Genomic DNA, 19,890 nt, shown 5'->3' with positions numbered 1-19,890 from the left:
TAATCAGTCGATCTACCATGAATGCAGAATAAAATAGAAGGAGAGACTTCTATAATTAAAGCCTCTCCTTCTTACAAACTATATTACTCTCCCTGCTTTTTAACCATATGTAAATACAGTACAAAATCCATCATTGTCGATGAATGACCAAGTTGACGAATCATCGCTGTTATATTTCCTCTATGATATGTACCATGATTTACGACATGTTGCACTAATTCTAAAATCGAAGTTTCTAATTTCCCTACGTATGGATTCTCAATAACAAATACAGCATTCACATCTTGTATTGTAATTAAAAACTCTTTATATTGATTTGCCATGTTTTCAAACATTTTTTCTAATTCATGTAACGATTTAGTTTCAATTTGTTTTCGTAACTCTTCTCGGTCTTGTATTGCTTCATTCATACTTTTACCATGCAATATATGTAACCACACTTGATCTGTAATATAAATATGCACAAAAGTATCCTTAATGGATGGGAATACACTCTGTATCTGCTCATTAAAAATTGTCTCATAGTTTGGTAACTCTTTTAATCGATTGAATAATCTAGTATTAGCCCAAGCATGGTAATCACACTGTTTTAATATATAATCTTTCAATTTATATTACCTCCTTATTGTATGAAACGAATGGTTTGTTTCTTCATTTCTGATTCTCTATCAGCCTTTGCAATCCCTTTTTCTTTCATTTCATGCTTATTTATCGTTTTATATTTTACATACGTATAAAATTCCGTTTGAAATGGAAATGGTGTAATCCGAATTGTTTCCTCGTCCACCCATTCAGCTTGAATAAGTTTCTCCTCTTTACTATTAAACATTTCTGTTCCTTCAAAACCATCTTTAAATAAGTCAATTTCATCTTTCTTTTTGACACCAGGCTTATTCATACATACGTATAAAGAAAGTTCATCACAAAACTTTAATAATCTATAATGCTTATCGAACATCGCAAACTGTTCCTTTGTTAACGTTTTCAAAATTCTTTTTTGTCGTTCTAATTCATGTTTATAAAATGACATCATCTCTTCATCTTCCTCGTTTAGTGGAAATGATAAAAAATGTTTACTACAAAGCAATGCCCCGTATGGATTAGAATTTTCAATTTCATTCAATCCAATCGTATAAAAAACAAAACGTAATGGGCTTGGACAATCCATAAATGTATATGGAATATTTTTAGCATCATTCAAAACTGGTACTTTATCAAGCTCTATCCATCCTCTGTCATGCTCATATATTGCATCAACTGTTTCTTTTAAATATGTTTTATCTTCAAAAAAGTCTTCTTTTATATGCTTTGCAATCTCTCCAGCTAAAAAACCATGATCATGTTGACGAATTAAAATACTTTCCTTCTCATTTTTTTCACGAAAAATCATTCGTATACTCCCCCTCATCCTCATATTAAAGCTTTTTATATGCATCGATTCTTAATTAATCCCTAAATAATAGAAGGGATTCAGTCTCTTGCAACGAAATTAACATAATTATATAGTATTCTTTCTAATCATAGTGATAGCTTTATCTTTACTATCTATTATACTAAAACATTCATTCCAAAAATTTTTTTATGAGGTGAAAACATGAACAAAACAGAATTAATTAAAAACGTAGCTCAATCAGCTGATATTTCTCAAAAGGACGCTTCTGCAGCTGTACAATCCGTATTTGACACAATTGCTAATGCATTACAATCTGGAGATAAAGTTCAACTAATCGGGTTTGGAACTTTTGAAGTACGCGAAAGATCTGCTCGTACAGGACGTAATCCGCAAACTGGCGAAGAAATTCAAATCGCCGCTGGTAAAGTTCCTGCATTTAAAGCGGGTAAAGAATTAAAAGAAGCTGTTAAATAAAAACAAGAAACCAGCCATTTTATAGGCTGGTTTCTTGTTTTTATTTAAGCAATTGCTTTATATTCTCTGCATGATACACTTCACAAATATAAAATACACATTTGCAGTTACTTACAATTTGATACTTTCTAGTTGGATACACATTCGCTGTAACAGAACATCCATCAAACAATTCAATAATATTTCCAGATGGCTGATATCCTTCATATAATACGTTTCTTCTTACTTCCATCTTTTCTATGAGCTTTTCAACAGGAATATTTCCACTCTCTAATTCACTCTTTATTGCGTCCGGTAAAAACGAAGTGTCTGCAAAAATTAGATTTTCAGATAACACCTTTCCTTTATAACTAACATTAGATACACGGTAAAGAAATGTTCCATCTTTATCAAAGAAATTCTTTGCTTCTTTCGGAATGTACTGTCTACCAAGTGCCTCTTGTTCAAGAACATCAAACTGAACTGTATCATTTAAAAGCTTTTCTAAAGCATGAATGGATGATGTATCTCCAGAAAATAAAATATTTTTAATTGCTTGTACATTATAAATGAATTCATTCTTTCTATTTTCCGCTACTAACATGAGGAACACCTCTTCTGTAATTTTTTTATTTAAGATTTAAAAGTGCTGCCGCGTCTAATTGCGTAATTTCAGTCACTTCCTTACTGAATATTGCAACAGAAGCCCTATAATCTAAACTAGGCCTTACATCTTCCATCATTGTATTACTTGCTAACTCTTGTCTATCCTTAAAAACCAACAAGTTTGGAGGATCATTTGGAGCTGATACTGTAATATGTACTGGTGGAATCATTAGTCCTTCACCTGTCGCTTTCAGCACCGCTTCTTTTCGAGTCCAATATGTTAAAAAACCTTCTATTTTCTGTTCATTTGGCAGTTTCATAACTTGCGCTATTTCAATGTCTGTTAATACACCTTCTGCCATTTTCATAACATCTATACTTGGATTCATTTGTTCTACATCTATGCCAACAGGTGCAGATTTTGTAAATGCAACGACAACCCACTCACCTGAATGCGAAACGGATAATTGCGGCATACCTTCTGGTAATTGTGGTCTTCCATGCTGCAATTTACATACTGAGCACATTCGATCAATTGGTACTTGGACTGGTGACATAGAAAGTATCTTGCCGAGAACTAATCTACTTATTACGCAACCTATTATAAAACGAGCTCGATCTGCCGAATGATGATACGAATTTGCTTTCTCTCGCTCTATATCATTTAGTAAATTGTAATGCCATGATTGTAAATCCGAAATTCTTGCCCACCATATTTGACAATCATTCTCATTCAAAGTTGGAATAGAATCTACAACTTTACTTTCTATCATGTAAACTCTCCTTTATTCAACGAATATCAATTTTCATAAAAAAGCATACGTATATTGTTATTCATTGACAAGTACTTTCTCTTTTTCTGATACAGATAATGTTTTTTCTTTCTTCTTTGACATTACCTCTTTATCGGAAATACGTAAAGAAAATAGTAGTGCTATGAGCAAAAATATTGCTGACCCAATTAATGCTGCTTGATATGGTAAAAAATCGGATTGAACGTTATTACCTCCAAAACCAGCTAGTATACTAGCTAAAACCGCTACTCCTATTGCTGAACCTAGTCGATTTTGCACATTGAATATAGTAGTCGCTCTCCCCATAGAAGGCGGCGTGATATTGTTAAAGGCAGAAAATTGAACCGCACCGACAGATTGGCCTAAGAAAATACCGATACCAAATAATAATGCCCGGATTTGCCACGGATTCGTATCGTGATTTACAAAACTCAATAAAACAAATATAACCGCCGTACATATTAATCCAATAGAAATTACCTTTCGAGCTCCTAATTTCTTATATGACCATGGCACAATTTGTGAAGAAATCATTAATCCAATCGCCTCTGGAAATGTCGTAAGTCCTGATTCCAGTGCGGAAACTCCTATCACATTTTGATACATAAGAGGAAAAACAAATAACATTCCTAATAAACCAGCTGATGAAAATAATGATATAATGCTCATCTTTCTAAAGACTGGTTCTTTTAATAAGCGTAAATCTAACATCGGTTGCTTTACTTTCAGTTCTACAATTATAAACAATGTAATGAATACAACCCCAGCTATCCCAGTACTCATAATTTCTGGAGAAATCCACCCTTTTGATGGTCCCTGGCTGAGTGCATATATGAGCATCGCAAATCCTGGTGCTGATAAAATAAAGCCGAGCGAATCAAAGCGACCAGCTGATTTTTCAACATGTTCTGCTAAAAATAGAAGTCCAAATAGCAATGCAACGATTCCAAACGGTAGATTAATATAAAATGCCCAACGCCAAGACATTTGATCTACAAAGAAACCACCGATGATAGGACCAATTGCTGGTGCTACAGCAATTGGAAGTATAATGAACCGGGAAATCTTCGGTCTTTCCTCGGGTGAAAATGTTCGAAATAACATCGCCATTCCAACCGGTGTTAAAAGCCCTCCGCCAGCACCTTGAATAATACGGAAAATATTCAATGAAGTAATATCGTTAGCCATTCCGCATAAAGCAGATGCAATTGTAAATACGAAAAGAGCAATTAAAAATACTCTTTTCGTACCAAAACGATCTCCTAACCAACCAGAAATCGGAAGGAAAACAGCTAAACTAACTAAATATCCAACATTCACCGTCCCCATTGCAGATGGAGGTACTTGTAGTTCTCTACTTATCGTTTGCAGTGCTACATTTACAATCGTTGCGTCCATCGCAGCCATAAACATCGCAGTTATATAAACGATACTTACAACTACTTTTGGATTTAGTTTTTCTTTCATTATCGTTTTCCTACTAATGTTTTTTCGCGAACTTGATTACCTTGTGGATTCAAATCTTTCCAGTTATATTCAACATATTCTAAGCAACTCTGCCTACTAGCTTCTTCATATACGACATTCCAGCCAATAGGTACATCGAGAAAAGCAGGCCAGAGAGAATACTGGCCCTCCTCATTTATTAATACTTTATATGTGTAATTATCATTTTCAAATGGATTCGTCATACTCTACTTACCCCTTTCTTATTCTGCAAATATTTCGCTAATACTTGTCCAATTTCCGTAAGTGGACCTGGCTGACATAGATCTTTATGTCTACAATCAATATCGTGCTGTACAATTTGCCCATCTAAATAATTTAGCCACGTATTTGGAGAAATAGGATCAAACCAGTCTGGTATAACAGTAGATCTAAAGAATAAGATATCTCCGTTATAAACTTTCGGTACATATTTCCCTAACAACCCTACTGAATTTACATATGTTTCTTTCAAGTTCAATATAGTCTCTTCTTCAAGACTTGCTAATGCACTTCCATCTTTACGAAGGATTTCAACTGCACTTTCCATTGTAAGTGGTTTACCATCCATGTTATCTGGGTCATATCCGCCTAAAGCAAGTAATGCGATTAACGCTTCCTCTTCAGTAGGCGCTTCCGTATTCGGTAAGAAGTGTCCAGGATAAGAATCAAGCATAACGAGTAATTCTACTTCTTCCCCTTCATTTTGTAGTTGCGCCGCCATTGCATGCACAACATTTCCTCCAAGCGACCAACCTAATAAACGATATGGTCCATAAGACTGTACTTCACGAACATGTTTCAAGTAATCCGCCGCCATCTCCTCTAAACTTTTTGGAAGTTCTTCATTTTTAGCGATACCACGTGCTTGCACACCATAAATTGGATAATCTGTTCCTAAAGATTTCATAAGTCCTGCATAGCACCAACTTAATCCACCTGCTGGATGTACACAAAATAGTGGTAATTGATCCCCGCTTGCTCGTAATGGAAGCAACACATCAAGTGCACTTTGACCATTCCCCATCTCAAGTCTTTCAGCTAACCCTGCAACAGTCGGTGCTGCAAATAAAGTGCCAATGTTTAGTTCCACTCCAAGCGCCTCTTTCATGCGGCTCATAAGCTGCACTGCAAGGAGTGAATGGCCACCAAGATCAAAGAATCCGTCATCAATTCCAATTTGAGGTACACTTAGCACTTCTGTAAACAAGTCACATAACATTTCTTCTTGCGGTGTTCTTGGACCACGACTAGAAGATGATGCGATAAATTCTGGAGCTGGCAATGCCTTTCTATCTAATTTACCGTTTGGAGTTAAAGGTAACTCATTTACTACTACAAAAGCGTATGGAACCATATAATCTGGTAAACTACCACTAGCAAACTGACGCATTTCATTCGTATCAATCGCTTCATTATTTGATGCAACGATATAAGAAACTAACCGTTTATCCCCTGGTTGATCTTCCCGTACAATAACGGCTACTTGCTCAACTTTAGGGTGCTTCATTATGACTGCTTCTATTTCTCCTAATTCAATTCGGAACCCACGAATTTTTATTTGATGATCTGCACGTCCTATATAATCTAGCGTCCCATCATGACGCCAGCGAGCTAAGTCTCCTGTACGATACATTCTTGTACCTGGCTTTCCAAATGGATCTGCGATAAAGCGTTCAGCCGTTAATCCTGCTCTTCCTAAATATCCACGCGCAAGCCCTGCACCTGCAACATACATTTCTCCAACTACTCCAGGTGGCACTGGTTGTAAATAGTTGTCTAACACATACACTTTAAGGTCAGGTATACTGCACCCAATTAAACTATTTGCTCGTAAAGAGACGATAGTTTCATCTAATTCAATATAACTAACATGTACTGTCGTCTCCGTAATACCGTACATATTAATAAGCTTTGGTGCGTTATGAGGATGTCGACTATACCAATCTTCTAAGCGACTTAGCTCAAGTGCTTCTCCTCCAAAAACAACATATCGTAAAGATAATTTTTGGCCAATCTCTTCATTTTCACGATCTGCTTGCATCAATTGATAGAACGCTGATGGAGTTTGGTTTAAAACCGTAACCTTTTCTTTAACAAGAAGCTGTAAAAATTCTTTCGGTGAGCGACTTACAGTATGTGGCACTACAACTAAACGTCCTCCGTATAATAAAGGTCCCCAAATTTCCCAAACCGAGAAATCAAAAGCGTATGAATGGAACATCGTCCAAACATCGTTTCCGTCAAACTGGAACCAATGATCAGTTGCTCCTAAAAGTCTTACTACATTTTGATGAGGTATCATAACGCCTTTCGGTCTACCCGTTGAGCCTGACGTATAAATAACGTAAGCAATATGTGATGGAGATAATGGCTTAATGCGTTCCACTTCATCAATATTTTCTTCACTATATTTCTCAACTTCTGCTATTACTTTTACATCATCAACTAAAACTTTTAGTGCCTCATCACATTCAATTTCCACTTCTGAATTCGTTAAAACACATGTTGGTTTCGCATCGTGTAGCATAAATGAAATACGGTCTGCTGGGTAATCTGGATCTAACGGAAGGTATCCAGCACCAGCTTTAAGAACAGCTAATAAGCTTACAACCATGTTTAATGATCTTGGCATCGCTAAAGCAACGAGTTGATCAGGACCAATCCCTTTTGCTATTAGGAATCGAGCTATTTTATTTGCTTTTCTATTTAACTCTTCATAAGTTAATTTCTTATCTTCAAAGACAACAGCAATAGAATTTGGATTTATATAAACCTGCTTTTCAAACAATTGTGGCAACGTCATTTCTGGTGCAATTTGAAAACCACCATTCCACTTTTCTAACACTGTATTTTTCTCTGCTACAGTTAATATTTCTAATCTGCCAATTGATTGATCCGGATTTGTAGCTGCATCATCTAATAACAAAATGAATCGTTCTATTAGTTTTTGAACCGTTTCACGTTTATATAAATCGGTACTAAACTCTAGTAATCCATGTAAACCGTTCGGAGTACCATCACCCCCGTTACTCTCACTAATTTCAAATGTTAAATCAAATTTTGCAGAACCGACGCTTTGAATTTCAAGGCTCGCTTCTAAACCTGGTACATGAAACGTTGCTTCTGGTGTATTTTGAAAAGCTAACATAACTTGAAACAACGGGTGGCTGTTTCGAGTACGTACTGGATTTAACACTTCAACAAGCCTTTCAAATGGAACATCTTGATTTTCATAAGCTGCAAGATTTACCTGCTTCACTCTATTTAATAATTCTTTAAAACTTGGATCTCCTGACGTATTTGTACGTAACACTAATGTATTTACAAATAAACCAACAATATCTGAAAGTACATCATCATTTCTTCCAGCAATCGGACTTCCAATTGGTATATCAGTGCCTGCACCTAATCTTGTAAATAGTGCACTAAGCCCTGCTTGCAATACCATAAACAAACTAACTCCATTTTTACGTGCAAGCTCTACTAACCTACTATGCATACCTTCATCTATATGAAAATGAATTGTTTCCCCGCGGTAACTCGTCTCAATTGGACGCTGGAAATCTGTAGGTAACTCCATTTGGTCTGGTAAACCTTTAAGTTCTTCTTTCCAAAAATCTAATTGTGTTGAAATAAGACTCTCTGGTGTCGTTTCATCACCTAGCAATTGCTGTTGCCAAAGTGCATAATCCGCGTATTGAACTGGTAGTGTCTCCAGCTGAACTCTGTCACCTTGACATCGTGCTTTATACGCCACTGTAAAATCTCTCGTTAACGGCTGTAATGACCAGCCATCACCTACAATATGATGTAATAAAATTAATAATACATGTTCGTTTTCACTCACTGTAAAAAGTTGTAAACGAACTGCCGGCTCAAAATCGAGGTTAAAGCTATATCTTACCGCCTCTGAAAGTACACTTTCTAATTCATCTTTACATGTATTAGTTATAACCATTTCTAGATTTAAGTTTTCCATATCTAAAATTCTCTGATAGGAACTACCTAATACGTTAGGGAAAATTGTTCTAAGTGTTTCATGTTTCTCAACTACATCATAAAAAGCACCTTGTAATGCTTCCCGATTCAATATTCCATTCATACGAATGACTAGCGGAATATTATAAGTAGGACTTGGACCTTCTAAACAATTTAAGAACCATAACCTGCGCTGTGCAAATGAAAGTGGAACTTCATTTGGCCTACTTGCTTTCTGAATAGCTGGTCTTGCACTTTTTGCATCGTTTAATTGTTTCGCCAGTTCGGCAACAGTTGGTGATTCAAATAGTTTCCCAATTCCTAATTCCACACTTAACGTTTCACGAATCCTTGCCATTAAACGAGATGCGAGAAGTGAATGTCCACCCATTTCAAAGAAATTATCATCAATGCTAATTCGAGAAACACCAAGTACTTCTGCAAATAAATCACATAATATTTCTTCTTTCGGATTTCTAGCAACTCTCTCATTGTGCATTCCATTAAAATCAGGAGCAGGTAATTTCTTTCTATCCACCTTACCATTTGGCGTTAATGGTAATTCTTCTAGCACAACAAATGCTGATGGTATCATATAATTCGCTAAACTTTCTGAAACATAAGAACGAATTTCTGAAAGATTAATCGGTTCCTTTTCTTCTGCAACGATATACGCAATGATGCGCTTATCATTTGGACGATCTTCTCGTACCATTACTATCGCTTGTTGAATATTTTTATGTCGTTGTAATACCGTTTCAATTTCAGCTAATTCAATTCGGAATCCACGAATTTTAATTTGATGATCTGCGCGACTAATGTACTCTAACGCACCATCACTACGCCATTTCACAAGATCTCCTGTACGGTACATGCGCTTCCCTGATTCTCCATAAGGATTTGCAATAAACCGTTCAGCTGTTAACTCAGGTTTTCCTAAATATCCGCTTGCAAGTCCCTCCCCTGCAATATATAATTCCCCAATAACTCCAGGTGGAACTGGTTGTAACCCTGCATCCAATACATACACTTCTGTATTGCAAATTGGCTTTCCAATAGGAGGTATACCCTTTTCACCTTCATCAATGTTCATAAAAGTAGACCAAATCGTCGTTTCAGTTGGTCCATATAAATTAGTTATTGAGCAACCTAATTCTTTTAATTTATTTGCTAAATGCGCTGGAAGAGCTTCACCACCAACTAGTATATTTAGCCCTTGTAGCTTCTCTGGATAATCAGTTACTAACGCCTGCCAAAGCGTCGGTGTAGCCTGCATAATGGTCACTCTTTCTTCTTGTAAAAGTGTCGTTAATGCTGATGGCTCTTGTATGTCTTCTTTTTGCGCAATTGTTAAACTTGCACCACTAATAAGAGGTAAATAAATTTCTAGAGCAGAAATATCAAACGCAAACGTTGTAACTGCTAATAAATGATCATTTTCATTTAATGAAAACTTTTGTTGCATAGCCATTAAAAAGTTACTTAAACCTCTCATAGGAACAATTACACCTTTTGGGTTTCCTGTTGAGCCTGAAGTATATATTGTATAGGCTGGGTTTAAAAGTGATACATCATTCTTACATGCTATATTCATACGAGAATATGTATGTAACGCTAGTTTCGTTTCTTCTTCATCTAATACAATTTTTTTCATATCATTTTCTATAACTAACTTAGATGAAACAGATGAATGTGTTATGATACAAACTGGTTTTGCATCATTTACTATATAATTAATTCTTTCTGCTGGGTATTCTGGATCTATTGGTAAATACGCTGCACCAGCCTTTAAAACTGCTAGCATACTAACTACCATTTCTATTGATCTAGGGAATACTAAAGCTACAAACTGGTTTGGTCGTATTCCTTCTTCTACTAAATAATGTGCTAGTTCATTCGCTCGTGCATTTAGCTCTTTATACGTAAGGTTTACACCGTCACAAGTAATGGCTAGTTTATTGGGATTTTTTTGCACTTGTTTTTCAAATGATATAGGCAGACTAAGTAACTCATCGTCTTCCTTCGTTTCATTCCATTCCAATAAAACTTTATGATTTTCTTCAGGCAGAGTAATGTTTATTTTTCCAATCGACTCGTTTTTCTCATAATTATTTACTACTAATTCAAATAGACTCATAAATCTTTCTTTATGCAATGCTAGCTCCGCGCCATTATATACTTCAGGATTTGCATCAAAATGAATCATTAGCTCATTTTGATCAAAACGTTTATATACATTTATTGATAAATCATCGACAGGTCCTGCTGATAAATTATGCGTAATACCACGATTTCCAGCAAAATTTAGCCCGTAATCAAAAGGCATAACATTCACTAACGGTCCAAACAACCTTTGATTTTCACCTAGTAACTTTAAGTCTCTTCTTAATTCCTCATGACGGTATTTATAATGGCGACGTACATCTCGGATTTCTTTAGAAACTTGCTGCAATAATTCCGCAAGAGTTATATTGGGAGTTACTGTAATACGAAGTGGCACTAAATTCATTACCATACTTGGTGTATGAATAGATACCGAACCTAGACGTCCCATCATCGGTAAACCTAAAACAATATCATTTGCACCTGTTAACTTATGCATATAAATACTTGTTACAGCGACAATGAATTCCGGCCAACTTGTTAACGAAATATTGATATCTTCTAATAAAGTTTTCGTGCTAGAACTAGATAAATAAGCTGTTTCTCGTGAAAATCCATTTGATGTTCTCGGTGCTCGCTCTGCCAAGCTTACAACTTCTGGTTCATCCGCAAATTTTTCTAACCAAAAAGTACGATCTTCCTGAAATTTTTTAGACTCACGATACTCAATATCTTCTTGCACGACTTTTGTAAGAGAACCAAACGGCTTTTCATTCTTGTTTGTTTCTTCTATAAGTGATGTATACTCATTCGCCACTTTTTGGCTAAGAAGTGAAAATCCATAGCCATCCATCACAATGTGATGGATGCGCTGATACCAAAAGAAACGATTATTTTCAACTTGAATAAGTGCTTCAGTAAATAATGTATCTTTTTTCAAATCGACTGGCATAGATAAATCATTTTTCATCCATACTTTAGCAGCTTCTTCAGGATTTTCTTCTTTACGAACGTCAATAAAATGCATATGAAACTGTGATTCTTCAATAACTTGCCATGGGCCAATTTCATCCTCCTCGAAGCGAACATGAAGTGCTTCTGCTTCCATTACAACTTTACGTACAGCTAATTCGAAAATTTCTTGATGAATATTTCCGTTTATTTCTACATATTCCCCAGTATTGTAAATTGGATTAAGCGGATCTAATTGTTGCGCAAACCACATACCAGACTGCGCAGATGATAACGAATGACGAATCTTTTGACTGTTAGGCATTCTTTACTACCCCTTTATTATGTAGTCTATTTGTTACAGCACCTGTGCTGTTTGTGAAGATAGTAAACTGTACCAACCTGCAACAGTTGGACGTTCTGCTAAATGTGCAAAAGTGATTTCTTTCCCTTCACGACGCCACTTCTCTACTAAACTCATAATTCTGACCGAATCAAGCCCTCTATTTAATAAGTCCTCATCAATATCAATACTCTCTACTGGCTCACGAAGTAGTTGTGCAACTAGTTCATGCACTTCCTGTATAGTGATTCCTTCACTCTCATCATCTTTTACACTTTGTAAATCGTTTAACAGTAGGTTTGTTGATGTCGTTACTGCACATCTATTAGATGCATACTCCAATGCTTGTTTATGATGCTCTAGTGAAAAATCAGCAACTGCATCTGCTACAAAGAACGGCTCTATACCATCCATAAATGCTTCACAAGCTGTTAAAAGACAGCCAATATGTGCATAAATACCGCAAATAATGAGTTGATCTTTTCCTTGTTCATTTAAAATTTCTAATAGATTTGTCTTTTTAAATGCACTATATCTCCATTTTGTGAGGAATATATCATCCTCATCAGGAGTAAGTTCATCAACAATTTTCTTTTTATCTGGTCCAGCAGGTATACCGTCACCCCAAAAGTCTTGTAATAAACCTCGTTGTTCTAACGTTTGCCCACCAGGTTGTGCTGTATAAACAACTGGTATACCAAGTTCCTTACATTTTTCTCTTATCATTTTTATATTTGAAATAAGTTCTACTTTTGGTGATTCTTTATCGCTATATGCATCAAGAAAATATTCTTGCATGTCATGAATTAAAAGTACTGCACGTTTCGGATCTGGTGTCCAATTCACTTTATTTTTTGGTAGTTCTGATTCAATTGGCATTTTATATACTGAAATAGATGGGATAGCCATCTAATCACTTCCTTCCGGTTTTTATTATTGTTTTACTGTAATAAGCTTTTCAGCAATGACTTTACGTAGTTCTTTTTTGCTGACTTTTCCGACTCCTGTTTGCGGGAATGCTTCAATAAATTCAATTCGATCTGGAATTTTATAAGCCGCTATACCACGTTCTCTTAAAAACATTTTTAATTCACTTACTGCTGGAACTTGTCCGCGAGCTATAACAAAAGCACAGGTGCGTTCACCTAAATAATCGTCAGGCATAGATACAATTGCTACGTCATGGACCGCATCGTGTGCTAATAGATGATTTTCAACTTCTTCCGCAGCAACTTTCTCACCACCGCGGTTAATTTGATCTTTATCTCTTCCTTCTACAATGATGTATCCTTGTTCATTTACTTTTACAAGATCACCTGTGCGATAAAATCCATCCTTTGTAAATGATCGTGCATTATGCTCTTCGGCTTTATAGTAACCACGAATTGTATATGGACCTCTTGTTAATAAACTACCTACTTCGCCAGGTTGTACATCGTTGTCATTTTCATCAACAACTCGTACTTCATCGAGTGCAGACATTGGTCTACCTTGTGTATAAATAATAAATTCTTCCGGATCATCTAATCTTGTATAGTTCACTAATCCTTCCGCCATACCGAACACTTGCTGTAACGTACATCCAAATGTAGGACGTATACGTTTTGCAACCTCAGCGCTAAACTTAGCACCACCTACTTGAATAACCTCTAGGCTTGATAAATCGGCATTACGAGAAGATGCAGCATCAAGCCAAATCATTGCTAATGGCGGAACGAGCGCTGTAATTGTAACTTTTTCTTTTTCGATAAGAGCAAAGGCCTCATCTGGACTACCACCAGTTGCCAATACCACTTTTCCACCCGCATAGAAAGTTCCAAATGTCCCTGGAGAACTCATTGGGTAATTGTGTGCTACTGGAAGAACTGCCATATAGACGCTTTCTGCATTCAAATTACAAATTTCAGCGCTAACACGTAAACTATAAATATAGTCATCATGTGTTCTAGGAATTAATTTAGAAAGACCTGTTGTGCCTCCTGATAATTGGAGAAATGCAACATCACTTGGCTGAACTTCTGGTAATGAGACGGGATCCATATACAGATCATTTATGTTCACAAACTCTTCTTCTTCTCCCACTACAATTACATGTTGTAAAGTTGGCACTTTCTCTTTCACTTCTCTTGCTAATTTTCGATAATCAAAACCGAGAGCCTTATCTGAAATAACGTAAGCGCTCGCCTCGCCAAACTCACAAAAATAACTAATTTCACTGCTTCGATGTGAAGGTAGTGCAAAGACAGGAAGCGCTCCAATTCGAAATAGTGCAAAACATATTTCGAAAAACTCGATAATGTTAGGTAACTGGATTACAACTCTGTCCTCTTTCTTTATTCCTAAATTCAGTAAACCTGCTGCTAAACGATCTACCTTTTTATTAAGTTCACTATATGTTATATGTTTCTTACCACTTACAACCGCGATTCGATCTCCATATTTCTCAGCCCGCTCTCTTAACACTCCTCCAAATGTTTCACCAAGCCAACATCCTGCTTCTCGGTAACGATCGGCAAATTCTTTTGGCCATTCTGTATAACCTACTAGCATTCTTTCTTCCCCCTATTTTTCATTAAGTGAACTATCTCTTAGCCCTAAAGCTTTTAGCATTGTTTGGAACTTAGCTGATGTTTCTGCTAACTCATCTTCTGGTTTTGACTCAGCAACAACTCCAGCTCCTGCATATAAACGAAGTGTATTTTCTTGTACTTCAGCACAACGAATTGTAACAATCCATTCTCCATCTCCATTTAAATCGCTCCATCCTAGCATTCCTGTAAAGAACTCGCGGTCAAATGGCTCAATATGCTGTATAGCTTCTCTTGCTTTTTCCATCGGAGTTCCGCAAACTGCTGGCGTAGGATGAAGGGCAATTGCTAATTGTAAAGAAGAAGTATTTGGATCCTTAAGTTCACCTTTCACTTCTGTAGACAAATGCCACATCGCTTCACTATGAATAACTGATGGCTTTTCTGGAACATGTAATGTATGACAATACGGACGAAGTGCAGCGGCAACCGCTTCAACTACTACCGCATGTTCATGTAAATCTTTTGGCGAAGAAAGTAATTCCTCTGCTCTTCTTTTATCTTCTACTGGGTCCTCACTACGTGGCCTTGAACCAGCTAACGGGTTAGAAATAACTTGCATACCATTACGTGAAACAAGTAATTCAGGGCTTGCTCCAATTAGCGTCTTACTGTTCTCTTTTTCATCTTTCGGTAAATTTACAGCAAATGTATAACCATGCTTATTATGCTCTGCTAATTCTCGCAGAAGTTTTTGCTTATCAATCTTTTCGGAAGATTTAATATCTAACGATCTGGATAGAACGATTTTCTTTAAATCACCGTCCTGTATTTTTTCAATTCCTTGCTTCACACCATTCATATAAACTTCAGGGTCTGGCACTGGTGTCATTTCAAATGTTACATTCTCATTTGTTTCAAGCTGATTTGTTGTATCCAATTGTAAACGCTCAGAAATTCTGCTATATTCTGGTACGATGAGTTGGACTTCTTTTCTACGATCAAATGGCAAAGCACCCACAACGATAGGATTTGGACTTCCAGCTTGTTTCGCATTACTTAATGTCGCTTGCACAAGCTCTGGGAAACTTTCAATTTCACGATGCTTTACTGTAGTAAACTCTCCTTCTGCTAATATCGTTCGAGTTGGTGAAGCGAAAAAGAATGAAGATTCAGTCTTATAATCTTCTAAAAGTTTTTCTGACAATTCCTTTACAGCTATATGTTCATTCATAATATAATAACCTCCTGAATTTTTATTAAACTCCTAACGTAGCACCGCCATCAACACATAAATTGTGCATTGTAATATGACTTGCTCTATCTGAGGCTAAAAATAACACTGCTTCAGCAACTTCTGAAGGTTGTGCAATTTTTTGTAATGGAATTCCGAGTCTATATGTATTTTGAGAACCAGCAATTATATTTTTAGCTCCATTCTCATCAGCCCATAGTAATCTTTGCATCTCAGTTTCAGTAGAACCTGGAGAAACTAAGTTGCAGCGTATATTGTATGCCGCAAGCTCTAGTCCTAAACATTTCATAAACATCGTCGTTGCGGCCTTTGACGCAGCATACGCAGCCATCTCCATTCTTGGCGTATTTGCCGCATTTGAACCGACTGTAACAATTGCCCCCGATTTTCTTAACATCATATTTTTACTTACCGCTCGGGACATATTGAAAACCCCTGTCGTATTTACAGAGAATGTTTTATTCCAATCTTCATCACTTAACGAATGAATTGGTCCCATACGTAAAACCCCTGCAACATTTATTAAAATATCTATTGGCGCTATTTCATTTGCAATATGATTTACCATGTCTTCAACAGCGGCGCTATCACTCACATCTAAACGAAACGTTTTCATACGTGTATTGTTTAATTCATTTTGATTTAAGAGTACATTTAACCCCTCTTCATTTTGATCAACCGCAATAACTGTGGCTCCTCTTTCTAAAAACATTTTGGCAACGACACTGCCTATGCCTTGTGCTGCACCTGTTACTAAAACTGTTTTCCCATCAAATTCCCCTAAGTTCATTTTCTCTATCCTTTCACATAAACATTAATTTCATTAAGCAACACCGATGATATTGATTTTCATTATCAGTTGTGTTGTAAAAAATAATACACTTACTAAACTAATTGGTCAAGTGCGCATTACTTTAAAATCCATTTTATTGATAATGTTTTTCATTTAACATCTTACACCGAAATGATAATGTTTCTCAATGAACTTGTCAATCTTTTTTTATTTTTCAGATAAACCATTTTAATGCTTCTTAATAAAATCATATGTAAACGCATTAAAAGTACTTATATTATAAATAAAATTCAAAGTCCTCTTTTTAAAATTGAAGAAACTAAACTAGAGATACGTTCATTTACAATGCTTTATGAAAAACTCAAGTATATATTTTCTCAATATTTTTCTGAAAATATATCTTACAAATACTAATGAATGTCTTTTTTGTCATTTAAGATTTAATATATATTTCGAATACGATGTATCAATTTATTGTATTTCAATATAATCCAAATAGGCATTTCACTCACTTTTACATCTATGAAAATCATAAAAGTAATTTAACCTTGTTAAAATAACTCATAAAAAAAGCATCCTAATTAATAGAATAGGATGCTTTTTCGTAATCATATTGTTATAGAAGATTTATATACTTATGCTACGCTGCGATACTCTTCTTCTTTTTCTTTTTTCTGCTTAGGTGCTTGAATTAAAATTGCGATAATGAATGACACGACACATAATACACCTATTACCATGAACGTTGGTTTGAATCCACCTAGAAGTGCACCGATAAAGGAACCTGCAAGCGCCCCAAATCCAAATCCTTGATACACAATTCCGTAGTTCTTACTATGGTTTTTCATACCGAAGAAATCACCAACAATAGCTGGGAAAATAGTGATATTTCCACCAAAGCAAAACGCTACACTTGCTACACATACGAAGTAAATACCATAATTTAAATCTACAAAACTTAGAACTAAGACTGAACTCGCCATAACAACAAAAGTACCAGTAACGATTTTTAAACGCCCAATTTTATCCGATAACGGTCCTAAAATGATACGACCTAATGTATTGAAGATTGCAACCATAGCCACCGCATTAGCTGCTGTTGCTGCGCTAAGTCCTACAAGTTGAACACCAATGTCTTTTACCATACCAATTAAGTATAAGCCACTCATACATGATGTAAATAACATGATAAATAATAAGTATACTTGTTTTGTGCCTAACATTTCTTTCGTTGTGTATTCCTCAGTTTTTGTTTCATGAACTGCTCCTTGATCTGCAGCTTGATGGATTAAACAAGCACCAATTACAATCATAGCTGTAACAATTAAACCCCAGTATATAAATGCTTGGGATACACCAACTGATTCAATCAACTGTGCGTTAACGTATTTAAAGATTAAGCTACCTGAACCATATGCAGAGACAGAAATACCAGCAATTAAACCTTTACGCTCTGGAAACCACTTTATTAAATTTGATAGTGAAGTGATATATGCTGTACCATCTGCATAACCTACAACAACTCCCGCTAGTACATAAAGTAATATTAATGAGGATGCTTGTGAGCTAAGTATTAATCCTAGTCCTAATGCTAATCCAGCTATCATAATAAGTTTACGAAGTCCCCATTTTTCTTGCAATTTACTCGCAAATAAAGTTGAAAATGCTAAAGAAAGACTAGTAATTGAGAAAGTTATCGCAACAGCGTTAAGACTCCAACCGTATTTACTAACTAAAGGCTGATTGAATAAACTCCATGTATATATCGTCCCAAGCCCCATTTGTACTATAACTGTGCCAAGGACAACAAGCCATGGATTAACAGTTGATTTTTTCATACCTTTCCGCCTCCTCTTTCTATTTCAATGCTATTCGCTAAATTTATTTTTTTTATGTTCATTTTGGTCACCTCTTTTGATTTGACACCTTCATTGTATAAGATGTTTTCGTTTATGTAAGCACTTACAAGACAGAGCGTCAAAAACGTAGAATCAGTTACAAAAAACGAAGGATGAAATACAAAAACTACTTATTAAATACGTAACAGTTATTTAATAAGTAGTTTTTGTATAAGCTCGATTTACATTTGTTTTTGAACCCTTTTTTAAAAAGTGAAACTTTAATCAGCCCTCACCAATCGGGCTTTTACGGGCAACAGGGCCCTCGCCTAACTTCTTTGCTTCCACTGAATTTTGAGGCGGGGGTCTTACTGCCCAACAAATAGCGGGATAAACTTAAATAAAATATAACTTTTAACATAGGAGTACTTTATACTCTTCTATTAGAGAACAAATTTTTTTCCAATAAATAAAACTAAATATTCACTAATATATCTATCCGTGGTTTAATATAAATAATAAAAAATATTTCTGTCTTTAATGAGGAGGTACTATGAAAGCAAACGTAGGGGATACTATACTTTTTCAACGAAATAATTTAAAGATTACAGGATCTGTATTAAAACTTTATACTGAATCGGTCTTAGTTGAAATTACAAATGTAAGCGGTGGTACTTTTGAATTCGATCGAACAATTGTAAATCATAAAAACTATAAAGTTTTAAATACAAATACATAAAACACCGCAAAATAGCCCCTGCTCAACAGCAGGGGCTATTTTATATGAAAATATTTCACTAGTTTATATACCCTAAAACATTAACAATCTTACTCGCTTTTAAATTGTTAATATGATAATAAATTTCTAAACCTCTTCTCTCTGCTCGTAACACTTTACCCTTCATTTTTGATAAATGTTGTGAAACAGTAGATTGCGGAATATTCAGTAACTCTGTTAATTGTGTTACATTACAAGTTTTTCTCGTACTTAATTCATTTACAATTTGCAGTCGGATTGGATGCGCCATAATTTTTAAAATATCTACATCTTCTTCTGAAACTAAAGTTTTTCTCATTTCACTCGTATATGTTGTCATAAGACATTCCCCTTTTATATGAATTCCATATTCATAAGATCTATTTCCAAATTTTTTAAAACCCTTGATTAAAACTTTTATATAGAAATAAAAGGATTTTAAATTTTTGAAAACAGAACTTACATTCACTTTATTTATTTATTTGGTACATATACATAATACAATGTTAATATGTGCTCTATGTGAAGTTCGCATAAATTTATGATGAAGATTTATTTAGCCACTCACATCCTACTCATCTAATTACCCACTGCATAAAATCATCAGTTA

General features: G+C 35.5%; 15 protein-coding genes. 2 read left to right on the top strand and 13 right to left on the bottom strand.

Annotated features, from left to right (window positions below):
- Positions 1-83: 83 nt before the first annotated feature.
- Both BHV55_RS11690 and BHV55_RS11685 read right to left on the bottom strand, forming a co-directional pair.
- Entirely contained in the window at positions 84-608 is a 525-nt protein-coding gene (locus tag BHV55_RS11690; protein WP_000656271.1) for a DinB family protein, read from the bottom strand.
- A 14-nt stretch (positions 609-622) separates the two neighbouring features.
- Positions 623-1,390: a DUF3891 family protein gene (locus BHV55_RS11685; RefSeq protein ID WP_070757396.1), complete on the bottom strand. Its 768-nt coding sequence runs from the start codon at positions 1,388-1,390 to the stop codon at positions 623-625.
- A gap of 204 nt (positions 1,391-1,594) precedes the next feature.
- On the opposite strand from BHV55_RS11685, the gene BHV55_RS11680 reads away from it, so the two are divergent.
- Positions 1,595-1,867, top strand: coding sequence for an HU family DNA-binding protein (locus tag BHV55_RS11680; RefSeq protein WP_001043905.1), 273 nt, complete (start codon positions 1,595-1,597; stop codon positions 1,865-1,867).
- Between the two features lie 40 nt (positions 1,868-1,907).
- On the opposite strand, the gene BHV55_RS11675 is transcribed toward BHV55_RS11680, so the two are convergent.
- From BHV55_RS11675 to BHV55_RS11630, 10 genes are all read right to left on the bottom strand, one after another.
- Positions 1,908-2,450: a hypothetical protein gene (locus tag BHV55_RS11675; RefSeq protein WP_000959119.1), complete on the bottom strand. Its 543-nt coding sequence runs from the start codon at positions 2,448-2,450 to the stop codon at positions 1,908-1,910.
- A gap of 25 nt (positions 2,451-2,475) precedes the next feature.
- Positions 2,476-3,225, bottom strand: coding sequence for a 4'-phosphopantetheinyl transferase Sfp (gene sfp / locus BHV55_RS11670; RefSeq protein ID WP_000572999.1), 750 nt, complete (start codon positions 3,223-3,225; stop codon positions 2,476-2,478).
- A 57-nt stretch (positions 3,226-3,282) separates the two neighbouring features.
- Positions 3,283-4,713: an MDR family MFS transporter gene (locus BHV55_RS11665; RefSeq protein WP_000660200.1), complete on the bottom strand. Its 1,431-nt coding sequence runs from the start codon at positions 4,711-4,713 to the stop codon at positions 3,283-3,285.
- Complete coding sequence (locus tag BHV55_RS11660; RefSeq protein ID WP_000184059.1) at positions 4,713-4,937, bottom strand: MbtH family protein; 225 nt, start codon at positions 4,935-4,937, stop codon at positions 4,713-4,715. Before BHV55_RS11660 ends, BHV55_RS11665 begins: the two co-directional genes overlap by 1 nt.
- Positions 4,934-12,091 carry an amino acid adenylation domain-containing protein gene (locus BHV55_RS11655; RefSeq protein ID WP_070757397.1) on the bottom strand — a complete coding sequence of 2,386 codons (7,158 nt, stop codon included), beginning with the start codon at positions 12,089-12,091 and terminating at the stop codon, positions 4,934-4,936. The genes BHV55_RS11660 and BHV55_RS11655 overlap by 4 nt, the downstream gene beginning before the upstream one ends.
- 33 nt (positions 12,092-12,124) lie before the next feature.
- Positions 12,125-13,018 (bottom strand): isochorismatase family protein, encoded by an 894-nt coding sequence (locus BHV55_RS11650; protein ID WP_001007253.1) that lies wholly within the window; start codon positions 13,016-13,018, stop codon positions 12,125-12,127.
- Positions 13,019-13,042: 24 nt separating this feature from the next.
- Entirely contained in the window at positions 13,043-14,659 is a 1,617-nt protein-coding gene (locus tag BHV55_RS11645) for a (2,3-dihydroxybenzoyl)adenylate synthase (RefSeq protein WP_061139325.1), read from the bottom strand.
- A gap of 12 nt (positions 14,660-14,671) precedes the next feature.
- Entirely contained in the window at positions 14,672-15,871 is a 1,200-nt protein-coding gene (dhbC, locus tag BHV55_RS11640; protein ID WP_070757398.1) for an isochorismate synthase DhbC, read from the bottom strand.
- Positions 15,872-15,896: 25 nt separating this feature from the next.
- Complete coding sequence (dhbA, locus tag BHV55_RS11635; RefSeq protein WP_001048430.1) at positions 15,897-16,682, bottom strand: 2,3-dihydro-2,3-dihydroxybenzoate dehydrogenase; 786 nt, start codon at positions 16,680-16,682, stop codon at positions 15,897-15,899.
- A 638-nt stretch (positions 16,683-17,320) separates the two neighbouring features.
- Entirely contained in the window at positions 17,321-18,523 is a 1,203-nt protein-coding gene (locus BHV55_RS11630; protein WP_000750126.1) for an L-lactate MFS transporter, read from the bottom strand.
- Positions 18,524-19,076: 553 nt separating this feature from the next.
- On the opposite strand from BHV55_RS11630, the gene BHV55_RS11625 reads away from it, so the two are divergent.
- Positions 19,077-19,262, top strand: coding sequence for a YkvS family protein (locus BHV55_RS11625; protein WP_000646793.1), 186 nt, complete (start codon positions 19,077-19,079; stop codon positions 19,260-19,262).
- A 58-nt stretch (positions 19,263-19,320) separates the two neighbouring features.
- On the opposite strand, the gene BHV55_RS11620 is transcribed toward BHV55_RS11625, so the two are convergent.
- Complete coding sequence (locus tag BHV55_RS11620; protein WP_000214801.1) at positions 19,321-19,620, bottom strand: ArsR/SmtB family transcription factor; 300 nt, start codon at positions 19,618-19,620, stop codon at positions 19,321-19,323.
- Between the last annotated feature and the right edge of the window lie 270 nt (positions 19,621-19,890).

The organism is Bacillus sp. RZ2MS9 (genome assembly GCF_001816185.2).
GTDB classification, from domain to species: domain Bacteria; phylum Bacillota; class Bacilli; order Bacillales; family Bacillaceae_G; genus Bacillus_A; species Bacillus_A cereus.
The sequence above is the reverse complement of the archived record's forward strand: the minus strand, read 5'-3'. Positions and strand labels throughout refer to the sequence as shown.